12 protein-coding genes and 1 pseudogene are annotated in these 14,105 nt (G+C 58.6%); 1 reads left to right on the forward strand and 12 read right to left on the reverse strand.

Going from position 1 to position 14,105, the window contains the following annotated elements; genetic code table 11:
• Positions 1 to 73 precede the first annotated feature (73 nt).
• From BRA1417_RS41890 to BRA1417_RS41130, 12 genes and pseudogenes are all read right to left on the reverse strand, one after another.
• A complete protein-coding gene (locus BRA1417_RS41890) occupies positions 74 to 1,090 on the reverse strand; it encodes an ABC transporter substrate-binding protein (protein WP_027519121.1) in 1,017 nt (338 codons plus the stop codon).
• A gap of 1 nt (position 1,091) precedes the next feature.
• Positions 1,092 to 2,261 carry an aromatic ring-hydroxylating dioxygenase subunit alpha gene (locus BRA1417_RS0131035; RefSeq protein WP_027519122.1) on the reverse strand — a complete coding sequence of 390 codons (1,170 nt, stop codon included), beginning with the start codon at positions 2,259 to 2,261 and terminating at the stop codon, positions 1,092 to 1,094.
• A gap of 11 nt (positions 2,262 to 2,272) precedes the next feature.
• The gene (locus BRA1417_RS0131040) at positions 2,273 to 3,892 is read right to left on the reverse strand and encodes an ABC transporter substrate-binding protein (protein WP_027519123.1); all 1,620 of its coding nucleotides are present in this window, start codon (positions 3,890 to 3,892) and stop codon (positions 2,273 to 2,275) included.
• Between the two features lie 63 nt (positions 3,893 to 3,955).
• Positions 3,956 to 4,165, reverse strand: coding sequence for a hypothetical protein (locus BRA1417_RS0131045; RefSeq protein ID WP_156948996.1), 210 nt, complete (start codon positions 4,163 to 4,165; stop codon positions 3,956 to 3,958).
• Between the two features lie 61 nt (positions 4,166 to 4,226).
• Positions 4,227 to 5,474 carry a Rieske 2Fe-2S domain-containing protein gene (locus BRA1417_RS0131050; RefSeq protein ID WP_027519125.1) on the reverse strand — a complete coding sequence of 416 codons (1,248 nt, stop codon included), beginning with the start codon at positions 5,472 to 5,474 and terminating at the stop codon, positions 4,227 to 4,229.
• A gap of 132 nt (positions 5,475 to 5,606) precedes the next feature.
• Positions 5,607 to 6,437 (reverse strand): ABC transporter ATP-binding protein, encoded by an 831-nt coding sequence (locus BRA1417_RS0131055; protein ID WP_051448402.1) that lies wholly within the window; start codon positions 6,435 to 6,437, stop codon positions 5,607 to 5,609.
• 2 nt (positions 6,438 to 6,439) lie between these two features.
• Positions 6,440 to 7,210 carry an ABC transporter permease gene (locus BRA1417_RS41120; protein ID WP_051448403.1) on the reverse strand — a complete coding sequence of 257 codons (771 nt, stop codon included), beginning with the start codon at positions 7,208 to 7,210 and terminating at the stop codon, positions 6,440 to 6,442.
• Between the two features lie 6 nt (positions 7,211 to 7,216).
• Positions 7,217 to 8,182, reverse strand: coding sequence for an ABC transporter substrate-binding protein (locus BRA1417_RS0131065; RefSeq protein WP_027519127.1), 966 nt, complete (start codon positions 8,180 to 8,182; stop codon positions 7,217 to 7,219).
• 146 nt (positions 8,183 to 8,328) lie between these two features.
• Entirely contained in the window at positions 8,329 to 10,638 is a 2,310-nt protein-coding gene (locus BRA1417_RS41125) for a xanthine dehydrogenase family protein molybdopterin-binding subunit (RefSeq protein WP_035968913.1), read from the reverse strand.
• A complete protein-coding gene (locus BRA1417_RS0131075) occupies positions 10,635 to 11,111 on the reverse strand; it encodes a (2Fe-2S)-binding protein (protein ID WP_027519128.1) in 477 nt (158 codons plus the stop codon). Before BRA1417_RS0131075 ends, BRA1417_RS41125 begins: the two co-directional genes overlap by 4 nt.
• Positions 11,101 to 11,963 (reverse strand): annotated as a pseudogene (locus BRA1417_RS46370) (xanthine dehydrogenase family protein subunit M). The gene BRA1417_RS0131075 and the pseudogene BRA1417_RS46370 overlap by 11 nt, the downstream one beginning before the upstream one ends.
• A 204-nt stretch (positions 11,964 to 12,167) precedes the next feature.
• Positions 12,168 to 12,893, reverse strand: a complete 726-nt coding sequence (locus BRA1417_RS41130) for a GntR family transcriptional regulator (protein ID WP_198034873.1) — start codon at positions 12,891 to 12,893, stop codon at positions 12,168 to 12,170.
• Between the two features lie 577 nt (positions 12,894 to 13,470).
• Here BRA1417_RS41130 and BRA1417_RS0131090 point away from each other — a divergent pair.
• The gene (locus BRA1417_RS0131090) at positions 13,471 to 14,100 is read left to right on the forward strand and encodes a DUF1989 domain-containing protein (RefSeq protein WP_027519130.1); all 630 of its coding nucleotides are present in this window, start codon (positions 13,471 to 13,473) and stop codon (positions 14,098 to 14,100) included.
• Positions 14,101 to 14,105 lie beyond the last annotated feature (5 nt).

Below are 14,105 nucleotides of genomic sequence, written 5' to 3' on the forward strand. Positions count from 1 at the left end.
GCCGAAGGCGTGGCGCAAACGCGATCCGCAAAGCGGGTTCACGCTGCCTCAGCGAATGTCCAGCGATTAGATCCTATTGCCGACTGAGGTCGACAAACCTGCCCTCTGCGCTCAGGAGAGTTCGGGTTATTCCAACGTTTCGCAGCGAATTCATCGTGGCATCCCATTCCTCCTGCGACGGCGAACCGGCCGGCCCCCTGTCGCCGTCTGCCTGCGCCAAATCCCCGAAAAGGTCTAGCTTGGCGGATTCGTATTCCTTGTCGGCCTCCGGTACGACCTTGAAGAAGGAGTCAAGGGCCTCCTCCTTGTGGCTGAAGGCATAACCGATGCTGCGGATCGTGACTGCCATGAAGCGACGAGAAATATCAGGCTTTGCCGCGAGATATTTTGGATTGGAGATGATTCCGAGGCCGAAAAAATCGAAATACTCACGCGCCGCGATAAAGTTCACCCCGCCCGCCTTCAGCTTGACGCGAAGCGCATCAGTATAGGAGAAGTTGACCGCTGCATCGACGGTGTCCGTGAGTACTTCCTTGCTGCCTCCCGAATTCATCGGAATCTCTTCGATCGCGCAGTCCAGTTTTGCCAGACGTATCATCGCGCGATATTGCTCGGCCGCCGTGCTCTTCAGGTTTACCCCGACGCGCTTGCCACACAAATCTTTCATTGAGACAATATTCTTTGAGGGCAGAGAAAATATCGCCGCCGGCGTGTGCCTGAGGAGCATGGCCACATAGACCAGCGGCACCCCCGCTTCCCAACCCCGCGCAACGGATCCCGTATCGGCAATTGCGAATTGCTCCTCGCCACTCCCGACTGTTTTGACCGCAACGGTAGACCCCTGCCCGGGAATCACCTCGAGATCGATTCCTTCAGCTGCATACCAACCCTTCTGCTTTCCTAAATAGAGGAACGCATGCTCCGCACCTGGCAGGAAATTCAATCGAACCGCAACACGCTCCAGCGGCAGGGCATTTTGGGCGGAAGACCGGCCAGCAACAGAGGACGCCAGAACGCCAAGAGCGACCGCCAACACCGATCGAGCGCTCCTAGTCGACAGCACCACCTGCAAACGGCGCACGATATTCATCCTAATGTTCCACAATTTGAGGCACGACCTCGGACGATAAGGCTTCAGGCTCCGCACGCCGCGCATTCCTGGCCATGAACCATCTCCAGGCGGTCAAGCCAACATCAGTCTTCGAAAGCAATTCGGGACCCGGCCGGATGCGCTCCACGACAACTTTGTCCTGGTCTGAAAAGAGCCAATCATGGGCCCAGGATGACCAAAATACCCATTTCAAGGAATTGAGAAGAGCGATGATCGAGCCGCGGCGCCGGAACAGATTGAAATTGTAGAGGATCGTCGTCTCTTCATCGATCGGGGTAACCAGCCTACAGGTAAAAAAGTTGCCGCTCGGTCGACCTATCAGCGCAATGCTTGGCAGCATGTTCATATGCCGAAATTTGAGCCCGAATTTCGCGTTTGCTGCGCTCGTGCTATCCATGTCCTTCCCACGACCGCTTGGCTTCAGCTTGCGATACCAAGCCTCCTGGGGCGGAGGAAACGGCCCGAGCCCCTCATAGTGAGTCACATGGACGCCATGGGTGGCGTGATGCCCTATCCCTGTACCATCCTCGAGCAGTTCAGTTGAGTTGCGTGTCGCGTGCTTGAAGATCGGCTGAAACAGCAACTCCGGTGACTCCCGGTGAAGAAACGGCGCATGTTGATCATGTGCAAGGTTGTCCATGACGAGGCGCCAGTTGCACTTGTACGTCCGCCAATTGCTGATCGAAAACCACTTCGAATCGTCGGCAATGCATTCCGGCAAGTCGGTCGGAAACGGCACGGGATTCATATCTCCCACGAACAGCCAAATAAAACCGGCATGCTCGTGTATCGGATAGGATTTGACGGCAGCGCGCGCGGGTAGCGGACTCTCGCCACCTTCCATCAGCTTCGCCACCAACTTTCCGGTGCCTCCGTCGAAGGTCCAGCCATGATAGGGACAACTCAACGTTCCACTGCCCCGATAGAGGCACTTGCCCATGGAGAGTGGCGCACCTCGATGGGAACAGCGATCAGCCAACGCGTAGACCTTGCCGTCGTCGCGAAACAGAACGATCTTCTCACCTAGGAGGGTTACAGCTTTCGGCCTGCTGCCCAGTCGCCAGCGCGCTATGGCGGGGTACCAGTAATTTCTGAGACCGAGCGCAGGGATATCGACTTGCTGCACCTTTTCCTTGAACGGCTTATTCAAGTCCGCCTCCGCTAGGCCATGGTCTTCGACAATGTCCGGTAGTCAAGTTGGCGATGGAACCAATAGGTGTATCCGCCGACACCCTTCTGCATCGCCAGAGATAAATAGGGCTGTACCAGCGGAATGCGCGGCACATCGTCGTACGCGATGGTGATCATCCTCTTGACGGCGGCTTCATATGCCGTCGCGTCACCGCTCGCGGCTGTGACGCGAGCGGCATCGATCTCCCTGTCCAGCGCCGGGTTCTGGTAGCTCATCGTATTGAAAACGGCGTTCTGACCGTGATAGGTCAAAAAGAAGAAATACTCGGGATAGTCGAGCCAGCCTGAGAAGAAGTTGATCATGAATGGCATGCTCTTTTTGAGCATTTCGCCGCGCCAGTTCGATCCCGGCACCTTGTTGATGCTCGTCTTGATGCCGATCGCAGCGAGGCTCTCCTGCACCAAGACTGCAATCGGCTCACTCGTCGTGCCTTGACCAATATCGAGCGAAATCGTCGTCTCGAAGCCATCCGCCATGCCGGCCTCGACGAGCAGCGCCTTGGCCTTGGTGAGGTCCGTCCTGTAGCTGGTCGCGCTTGGCCACGGTCCGGTGGGGATGTTCGATTCACCGCCAAACAGCGGCCTGGCTTCGCCAAAGAAGACCGCATCCATGATTTTCTGGTAGGGCACAGCATACGCCACAGCTTGCCGAACCTTCACGTTGTCGAACGGCGGCTTGGTAACGTTGAGCTCGATGCAGAACATTCCGTTCGAGATCGGGTTCGCAGCCACCGGGACCTTCATCGCCTTCAGCTCAGCATAATCCTTGGATTGCATGTCAAATGAGACGTCGGCGTCTCCGCGCTCGATCAACGCACGTCGGTTGCCGGCTGACGGCACCATGCGCCAGATCACACGTTTCAGCTGCGGCAGCGGACCGCATTTCCAGCTATCGTTGCGGACATAGACCACCTCGGTGCCCGGCGTCCACTTCTCAACCTTGAAAGCGCCGCCGCCCGCCATATTCGTCTTGGCGAATTCCATAGCCCAGGGATCTTTCTCCGTGGCGTTCTTTTTCATCAGCGCAGAATTGTAAATCACGGGAATGACGACCGCTATGTCGGGGAGCGTCAGCGCATCCGGCTTCATGAAATCGACCCGGAACGTATAGTCGTCGACTGCCGTGAATTGCGCCGGTTTGAGCAGACTGCCCGCCGCCATCTGGCTGGCGGGGAAACCACCGACTGAGACCGCGCGATCAAACGACCATTTGACGTCGCCAGCCGTAACGGGTGCACCATCGTGGAAGGTCGCGTTGTTGCGCAGATGAAAGGTGACGCCTTTGGCGTCGACATCCCAACGTTCCGCCAGTTCAGGCGCGATGGTCCGCTGGTCGTACGAGCGGGAGCCGTCGGGGAGGGTCTTCACCGCATAGGTGATCAGGCGATCATAGCAATTCCAGGCCACCTCATAACCGGGACGGTTGGTGCCCACTCCCTGCACGTCAAGGCTATTGGGGCCGCTTTCCGAGATTAGCACCAGAGTCTCGTGCTTCGATTGCGCCAATGCGTGAGAGATTGGCCACAGCAGTGAGAAGCCGCCCATGATCGTTGCGGCGGAAGAGCTGTACAGAAACTTTCGACGATTCATTGCAGCTGTCCCTAGCGTTTCGAGAATCTTTCCACAACGGCGCGCGAAACCTTCTCCGTGGGATCACGACAAGGGTTGATCACCCGCGAAGCTCTGTTCGTCGTGCGCCGAGTTATCCTTGGCGGCGGGATCGAGACTGGCAATCGTTCCCATCGACAGGCTAACCAGACCAAAGTAGGTGACAAAATCGAAATAGCTGGGCTCCCCCTCATGGGGATCGATCTCTAGAGGTATCCAGGAGAAGAGTTTTCCAAAACAAGATCTAAGAGTCATGTTCGCGCCCCTGCTTGGCTCGGCCTTGCCGCCGGAAAATGAACCTCCGCCGATCGGCAACTCATGAACGTAGTCCGGCTTGCATGTACGCGTGCAGAAGCCAGGCATTGAACTGAACGAGGGTCGTTTCCAACGGGCCGTAAACGCCCTCCGGCGCGAAGCTGGACTTCTTGCCTCGCTGCATGCCCAAGTTCTCAGGTACGTCTTGGGCCCATATTTTTGCGCCGCCCTCGAGCACCTGAGCAGCGCGGTCATTGAAGTCAGGCAGCTCCGTAGAGGATCTCGGAAGCAACCAGCCGCCGGCCGTCTGTCGGTCGCTCGACGCAAACGTCGCCTCGACGCCCGTCGCGGACAGCAGAGTGAATGCGATCGCGTTTGGCGCAAAGACCATGGTCATGCTTGGTGGAATCATGACGAACGTCAGCCGCTGCCGCTGAGCTGCGGAAATGGTCTTGATCGGCGGAAACGCCGGATTTTCACCCCAGCCGTCCCTGTTCATGCCGCCGTCCGGCTTCAGCATCGGGACGGTGCGGATGATTGCGTTGTCACCCGGCTTCATATCCGTAAAGACTACACCACCATCTTCAGTCACGCTTGGCGCAAAGTCGTGCGTGCCCCGATGGACAAACTCCGGATGGTACGCGTCCGTGAAGTTCTCAACGTGAACCTTCCAATTCCAAGGCAGTGGAGTGTCGGCGATCCTGGGAGGAATCCCCACGAGATCCGCATCTTCATATCCGGCCCAGTATGGCTCAACCTTCGCTAGTGAAGGAGCAAGCGGCTCTGCGAGCGGATCAAGATTGACAAAAATGAAGCCGTGCCAAATTTCGAGTTTGATGGGCGTCAGCTTTTCCGACTTTCGCAATTCGAGTGTATTCTCTCGGCCCATATGCGGGGCGCCGATTAAATTGCCTTCGAGATCGTAGGTCCAGAAATGCAGAGGGCATCGCAGGGTCTTTTGACCGGCAGCACACGGAACGACTTGACCTCGATGTCGGCAGATCGCGGCCATCGCCCGGATTTCACCTGACTGGGTCCGCGTCACGAGGATCGGTTCGCCGGCGGGCTGGGCCGACAGGCAGTCACCGGGAGTAGCGACCTGTTCGACGCGGCCGACGCATAGCCACGAACGCGCAAATACCTCCCTGCGTTCAAACTCGAAGAACTCCGCCGACGTGTAGCATTCGGGTGGCAGCATCTTGGCCGCAGCCTCCGTCGGACCCGGCAGCTTCTCGAGAATCTCGCGCACGATTCCCTCTGAGGGTGCCTGATTGTAAGTCGGATTCGGCGACCGGGTCTGCTCCAGCATTGCCACGTGATAACTCCTTGTCGGTGTATCGGTGATAACGATCTGGCTTCATCACCGCGCGGTTTGCGAGCACACGAAAAACTAAATTCGAAGCTCGTCTCTGCGGCGTGCCGGTTTATTGTTCATCCCGAGCTAGTCCTTCATGAGCCGCTCCAGGATTTCGGAACAAAGCTCCATGTAGGCCGGATTGGATCGCAATGCCGGTTGCCGGGGCCGCGGGAACGGGACCTTGACGTCAGCGGCAATGGTGCCGGGGCGATCGGACATCACCAACACGCGATCGCTGAGCAGGACGGCCTCGTAGACATCGTGGGTAATGAAGACGACCGTCTTCTGGGTGCGGGCGCAGATGTCCATGAGCAGAACATGCAACCTTTGCCTGATCAGCGCATCAACCGCCGCAAAGGGTTCGTCCATCAGAAGGATCGGAGGATCGAATGACAAGGCGCGGGCGATCGCTACGCGTTGACGCATCCCGCCTGACAATTGACGGGGATATTTGCCACCCTGCCCCTCGAGCCCAACCATCTTCAGCAGATCTTCGGGGCTGTACCGGGGCGGGATGGACGCCGGCGGCACCACCTCGAGCGGCAATCGCACGTTCTCGATCGCAGTCAGCCACGGCAGCATCACATTGCTCTGGAATACGATCCCGAATGACCGATAGAGCCGCGCTTCCGCCGCTGATGTGCCTGTCACTGCGATCTCACCGGCCGATGGGCGAAGCAGGCCGGCAATCACGCGCAACAAGGTCGACTTGCCGCAGCCGGAGCGACCGACGATCGACACGAACTCCTGTTTGGGAATGTGCAGATCGACGGACGATACTGCCTTAACCGGACCGTCTTCGCCGGGAAAAGTGACATCCACGCCGCGCAACGAAATGGCGGCCTTCATCGGGTCGCTATCATCTGCGTCGGCTGCGGAGACGACTGTCGGAGAACGTTTCACCTTGCCTGCCATCGTCATACCGTAACGAGCTGCTGTTGGACCCCGCCCTTGCCGTACCGTTGCTCGATACGGCGCTCAAAGATCTCGATGGTTGAATAGATGACCATCCCGAATGCCGTCACCACGGCGAGGGAGGCAAACAGCAGATCCGTGTCGAGATTCACGTCCCCAAGAACCATCAAATAGCCAAGACCGTGGTCGGAGCCCACGAACTCCCCGACCATCGCGCCGACCACGCTCAGCAAGGCCGCGACCTTGAGCGCGGGAAAGATGTACGGCAGCGAAGTCGGAAGACGAACACGCCAGAACAATTGGCGGCGATTGGCAGCGATGGAATCCATCAATTCAATGATTTCGCCATCGACCGATCGCAATCCGACAACGGCGTTCACCAGCACGGGAAAGAACGCGATCAGCATCGCGATGATGATCTTCGGCAGGATCCCGTGCCCGAACCAAATGATGAAAAGCGGCGCCAGCGCCACTTTGGGGATAACCTGGGAAACGACTAGAAAGGGTTCCAGAACCGCTTCAACCCGCCGCGAGTGGACCATCGCAATGGCGCAAAGCACCGCGCAAATGCTGGCGAGTCCGAACCCTATCAGGATCTCGGCGATCGAGATCAGGGAGTGGGAATACAGCAAAGCCCCGCTGTTGACGATCTTGTCGACGACCCGGTGAGGAGCCGGCACGATATAGGCGGGTATCTTCAAGAGGAAACAGGCCGCCTCCCACACCGCGCAAAATAGCGCGATGGGGGCGGCCTTTTTCAGGATCTCAATCATCGGAGGTTATTGAACCTGAACGAATTTCCCCGCCGGATCGATTTCGGCCTTGATGATCGCGAGATCGCGCAACACCTTAAGGGAGTTGCTCCATCCTTCCGCGGTGCTCGTGCCAATCGAATCGCCGGCGGACTCGTCCCCGGCAAGAAGCTTCGAGAACATGTCGAACTTGAGCCTCTCGTAAGCAACGTCCGCCTCTGGCGCCAACTTCAGAAAAGACTGTTTCGCCTCTTCGGGGTTGGCCAGCGCGTATTTGATGCCCTTCACGGCCACCTTGACAAAGGACTCGACCAGCACCGGCTTCTTCGTTGCCGTCTCGACGTTGGTGATGATCGATAGGCTGTAGAGCTTGAAGTACTGGCTCGCAGGAATTGTATTCAGTTCCTGGCCCTTGGCCAGAAGCTGCGCTGGATCCTCATAAGAGAAGATCACCGCCGCATCGACCGCACCCGACAGGAGCTCCTTGCTCCCTCCCCCGGAGACCGGCACCTCGGCAATCTCGCAGTTCTTCAGATTGGCGAGACGGACCATGGCGCGATACTGTTCGCTCGTGGTGCTCTTGATGTTAATGCCGACCTTCTTTCCGCAAAGATCGGACATCTTCGTAATGTCCTTTGCTTTCAGTGAATATACGACCGTGGGACTTTCCTTGAGGAGCACCGCGGCCGCGACCAGGGGAACGCCGGCTTCCCATCCACGCGCGACCGTCGCGACATCGGCAATTGCGAAGGGCGTTTCGCCGGCGCCCACCGTTTTCACGGCCACGGTCGATCCTTGACCTGCAATAATGTCAAGATCTATGCCGGCCTCGGCGAACCAACCCTTTTCCTTGGCCAGATAAAGGAACGAGTGCTCGGTACCGGGGACCCAGTTGAGACGAACACTGACCTTCTCAGCCGCAAAGGCTTGGCCGCATGCAAAAGCGGCTAGAACAACTGGAAGGACGCCGCGGGTCGGAAACTTGCCAGACATCAGAGCTCTCCATTGCCATCAAACTGTAGGACAGCAATTCGCGTGCCACGGTTTCCCAGGGGTCCACCAATCCTTTTTCCTATGATCGCGCCATCTCTCGTGCATTGTCTGATGCAAGCTGCGCGCTCGGAGCGGAATAAATAAATTCAGGACCCAGGCTGAGCGGCTGTTTGCTGCGCCGTTAACGCAGCCATCACCCGCTCCGGTGTGATCGGCAGTTGCAGAACCCTCGCCCCAACCGCGTCCTCAACCGCATTGGCGATAGCGGCAGCGATCCCGAGCATGCCGGCTTCGCCAAGGCCCTTCGCACCTCCTGGACCCGGTCCCATGCCTTGCTCCTCAATGAAGCTTTCGAACTGCCCGGGAAGGTCCGTGACGAGCGGCACGCGATATGTCATCGGGTCAGCGTTGGCGGGCGCCGGTCCATCGTAGATCAGTTCTTCGAATAGACTTTGACCGAACGCCTGCAACGCCGCACCTTCGAGTTGGCCGTGACAAGCCGGAAGGTTAAAAGCGCGCCCTGCGTCCGCGCCGACCACGAGTTTGAGAACGGTCACTTTGCCGGTCTCCTCGTCGACGTTCACTTCCGCAGCCGACCAGCACGGCATCCAAAAGTAATTCTGTGAGCCCAATGGTGCCGCAGCGTCATACGCAATCTTCATTCGGCCGCGCCCAATGAACTCCGTTCCCACTGGCCCGTAATAGTCGCGGAGCATCTTCTGCAATGGAAACGACTCGTTGCCGCGCAGTATGTTCCAGTCGGACAACACGAGTTCAGCGTGATCGCAATCGAGACGCTCTGCGGCGAATTCCAAAATCTGATTCCTGACGTCGATCGCCGCTTGTTCGATGGCACGACCCGTGACTGCCGTCGCGAAGCTGACGTGCGTGCCGGTGTCGAGTGGCGTGTGGTCAGTATCGATCTCGCCGTACCTCACGGCGGTCATCGGCCGATCGAGAATTTCTGCGGCGATGGTGCCGAGCACGGTGCCGACGCCCTGGCCGATCTCAACCGCCGCGGCTCGGATCATGATCTCGCCGGCGTCGCTGACCTTGATCTCGGCGAGTGCCTGATTACCCGTGCCGCCGCCATCCTTTAGGCCAACACTCAGCCCGATGCCGCGCCCGCGCTTCTTCGGTGAGGCGCCATAGCCGATCAAATGGGCGACCCTCGACAATCCCGCCTTGAAGTCGCTGTCGAGCGCGCTGTCGCCGGGCGCGTATGGTTCGCCGGGCGCCAACATGTTGTTGCGGCGAAACTCGAGCGGATCCAGACTAAGACGGCGCGCGATCATGTCGATCTGCGATTCCGACGCGAAGCTTGCCTGCGTTCCGCCGAAGCCTCTGAAAGATCCGCCCGGAACGGTGTTCGTCCTCACTGCCGAAGCGATGGTCGATACCGCAACCCATTTGTAGGGACCCGGGATGCGGTATCCAGTCTTGATGGTGGTGCTGACGCTGGCATCGCTATAGGCTCCTCCGTCGAGCTTGATGTCGGCTTCCCGGGCGATCAGCCGCCCGTCCGCCGTTACGGCCGTCTTCAGCGTCAGGATGGCGGCGTGCTTGCTCAGTGTGAGAAACGCCTCGTCCATCGTCAGGCACAACCGGACCGGCCGCCTTACCTGCCTGGCAAGAAAAACGACCAGCGGCTCCATCTTGCAATAGCTCTTCGCACCAAACCCTCCGCCAATCATCGCCGTGTGGATTCTCACATTATGCAGAGGGAAGCCGAACATGCGCGACAAGTCGTTCCGCAGGATGAAAGGGTCCTGGTTACAGGACCATATCTCGATGCTATCGGCATCGGCGCGGGCGACGTTGACGTAGGGCTCAAGATGATAGTGATGAATCCTTGAAAATGTGAAAGTGTCGGTGAAGACATGGTCGGCATATCGCATCGCGCTTTCGAGATCACCGCGGGCGTACCTGAACTCGTAAAGTACGTTTCTGGACGGCTCCTTGAGGCTCTGCGCGCCGGCGCCCACCGGCAGCGCCTCGCCAGGCGACGGCCCTTCGAAGATGTCGGGGGCCCCCTCCGACAGCGCATCGGCAATCGTCATCAACGCCGGCAGCTCGGCATATTCGACCTCAATCAATTCAAGCGCCCGAAAGGCTGTGGCCTCGTCCTCTGCCACAACCGCCGCGACCATATCACCGACATATCTCACCTTGTCGATGGCAAGTACCGGCTGGTCTCGGATTCCAACGCCATAGAAGGGGTCGGGCATGGTCGCTATATCGGCGCCCGTGACGACGGCGAGGACACCGCGAAGCGCCCTCGCACGACTGGCATCAATGGATCTGATTCGCGCATGCGGCACCGGGCTGCGCAGAATCTTGGCATGGGTCATGCCCGGCCAAGAAAAGTCTGTCGTGAAACGAACCTCGCCAAGGACCTTCTGCCGGCCGTCGATCCGCTCCGGCGCAATGCCTGTTGGCTCGCGGATCGATTTCATGCGGGAACGCCGATGCGCTTTGCAGCAAGCCGCGTCGCCTGCAGTATGGGCTGGTAGCCTGTGCATCTGCAGATATTCGACTTCAGCCACTCCTTGATCGCATCGTCGGTCGGTGAAGGATCAACTTTGAGCAAGGCCTTTACCGACATAACGAAGCCTGACGTGCAGAAGCCGCATTGGAATGCGTTTGTCTCCAGAAATGCTTGCTGGATTGCGTGCAGGACATCGTTCTCGGCCAGTCCTTCGATGGTCTCGATGAACGCCCCGTCGGCCTCGAATGCAAAGGTCGAGCAGGCAGCCGCCGGCCGGCCGTCGATCAGGACGGTGCAGGAACCGCAGACCTCGGCGTCGCATGCGACGCGGCACCCCGTCAGATTCAGGTCTTCGCGCAGCAGATCCGCGACAGTCCTGTTCGCGGCGACGTTCAGCCGCTTCTCTTGCCCATTGATGGTGAAAGACAGTTCAAGCTGCATGGGTCGGCTCCGCGAGACGCATCAGCTCGAGTTCCCTGCGAACCAACACCTTAAGCAGGTTCCGCCGATAGTCACAGCTAGCGCGCCAGTCGGTCAGAGGTGGTGGAAGGGAAGCGCACAACGCCTCCGCAAGATCCGACGCCGCCTTCCGCGGAAAGCGGTCAAGAAGGTCACGCCCGAGGTCAACTTGCGAGAACGCGACCGAAGCGAATCCGGCGCCGACAGCCAGCCGCGCGGTCACAACGCCCCGCTCACGCCGGAACGACAGCGCGAACGCTAGGATTGGTTTCCATTCGAGTTGTATGACCAAGCCTAGGCATCCGGAAGCAGGCAGCCTGATCGCCGTAATGAGGTCCGCCGCGCCTAGTTCAGAGCGATGCGAGGCCGCGAACGATGCAAGAGACAGCTGCGACGTCATAGATTCGATTTGAGCGTCGGCTGCGATCGCGACCATCGGAAAGTCGTACGCAACATTGCCCGCCATCAGGTTGCCCGCAATCGTTCCCTTGATGCGAATACGATTGTTGGCGATTCTGGCCAACTCTCCGCGAGCCGTGGATACGCCCGGCGAACCACAGCGCTGCGGGCCAGCGCATCGTAGGTCACCCCTGCCCCGAGGACGATCTCATTACCGCATTGCTCGATACTGGTGCGGTTCGGCAGCGCACCCAGATGAATGACATCGTCGAACCGTCGACCTGCTTTCAAGGCGGCCATCACGTCTATTCCCCCGCCCATATACGCCGCGATGCCCTTGCTTCGCGCGTGGAGCGTTACAGCGTCGGCCGCAGTCGACGGACGATGAAGACGAAAGGAATGAATGCGATGGCGGGATCTCTGTGCGACAAGCATCAGTTCATTTCCGATGCAAGGAAATGTGGTGTATCTTTTTGCGAGCGCTTCCGACGCCTTGTGAAGCCGCCACTCTTTCCATTGTTGCCCCACATGAGAAGCTTCATGCGAGGGATAGACGAATAAGGACGGAAGATAAAACGGGCAGATATCGAAATTGTCAGACTTTCATCGCCTGGTTCAAGAAACAGGCACAAGCGGTCCTTACTCGACATATTGCTCAAGCACGACATCGGTGATGTTCTGGATGTGATCGCTCATCAACGTGGCGGCACGGCCGATATCCCTGCTGATCACGGCCTCCATGATATCTTCGTGGTCGCTCGCCGTTCCCGCCATGTAGGACCCCGACGGCAATGTCAGTCGACGATAGCGGTCAAAGCGATCGTGAAGCTGAGACCAGAAATTCAACAGCGTCGGCGAGCCGCATTCCGCAATCAGCGAGAAGTGGAACTCGCGGTGATAGGCTTCCCAGGCATCGGAGATCGGCGCGTCGTGTCCCGCCTTTTGCGACAGCTGCGAAAAGATATCGTAGACCCGACGGATTTCCCTAACCCAGCGATCGTCGCCCCTAGCTATTGCTAAGCCAAGCGCGGGAATCTCGAGATGCTTTCGCAGTGCCGCGATGTCGAGAAAGTCGGCCCGAGAAGCCGAAGCGACCCGAAATCCCCGCTGGCTTTCGGAAATCACGAGCCCGGCGCCCGAAAGCACCGCGAGCGCCTCTCGAACGGGCGCCACGCTGGTGTTGTAGCGCTCTGTGAGAACCTTGAGATAGAGCTTCGCGTCAGGCTTGAAATAGGCCGAGAGAATATCGCCCCGCAATCTCGCCAGCACATAAGATGAGGTGGACGTCGCAGCAGTTCTGTCCAGCGCGCGATATTTCCATTGAAGTGAATTGGATGCCCAGGGCAGCGCTTCAGCAGCAATCATGCGCGCCCCCGCCAATCTGCACTCCGGACGCGGCACCCGCATCGCACCCAATCGGGCGGACGTCTGGAGCCATGTCGGCAATCGCAAGGAGCAATTCGTGCGAACATGGGATCGTGCTTGGTGTCATAGTTACTCCTGCCCCCGATCGCCTCTTGACCAGTTCTAAGCACGATCCATGCCACCAATACCGGCAGCTGTAAGATCCGTTTCCTCCAGAAGACGCCTAACTTCCAGGCATTCGCACCCGAATCCTGCACAAAACGGAAAGAATTCCGAATTTCGAGCGGTTGTTGGTCACCAGGCAGTCAGCCTCTCTCCGCGCCCATCGGCAATCCGTCGTCGCCTGGCGTGCCTGGCGATCACAGAATTTAGAAAATTTCGACCGTGGACCGGTACCGCCGACTGAGCCTAGCCTGCCGCAGGATCAGCAAGCAGAGGTAACATGGCGGGAATCTTGCTCGAGAACACGGGTTCGGAAAAAGAGCGTCAACATCTGGCACGCAGGATGGCCGAGGAAAAGCGCAAGGTCGCGACCTCCGCGATGGCGCGCGCGCGGGCCTTGAACGGTGAGATCAAGATGCTCGCTGCCACCTCAATTCCCGGAAAGATCGTCAAGGACACTACGGTGCCCGCAGGCGCCAACAACTATGTCTCGGAAATTCCTCCCGGCCGGCGCTTGCGCATCATCGACATCGGCGGCCAGCAGGCGGTCGATTTCCTCGCCTTTGACCTCTCTAATACGGAGATCCGCTACAACAACGCCAACTCGATCAAGTTGAACCGCACCATCTATGTTACCAAGGGCTTCAAGCTCTATTCTGACGTAGCCGAAGTACTCATGACCGTGGTCGAGGACAGCGTAGGCCGGCACGATACAATCGGGGGTGCATGCAGCAGCCAGGTGAACAAGCTCCGATACGGCATCGAAGGCACCTGCGCCTGCCGCGACAATTTCCTGGTGGCGCTGGCGGGTCGCGGAATGTCCGCCAAGGACATTCACGCCAATGTCAATTTCTTCATGAACGTTCCCGTGGAAGCCGACGGGTCCGCTGAAATCGTCGAAGGCCTCTCAACACCGGGTGACTTCGTTGAACTGCGTGCCGACAAACCGACGCTCGTCGTGATGTCAAACTGCCCTCAGTTCTACAATCCCTGCTCGGGCTGGAATCCGACACCGATCAGGGTCGTTGAATGGGATCCGCAGTAAGGCGT

The sequence above is a fragment of the Bradyrhizobium sp. WSM1417 genome (genome assembly GCF_000515415.1).
Taxonomy (GTDB): Bacteria; Pseudomonadota; Alphaproteobacteria; order Rhizobiales; family Xanthobacteraceae; genus Bradyrhizobium.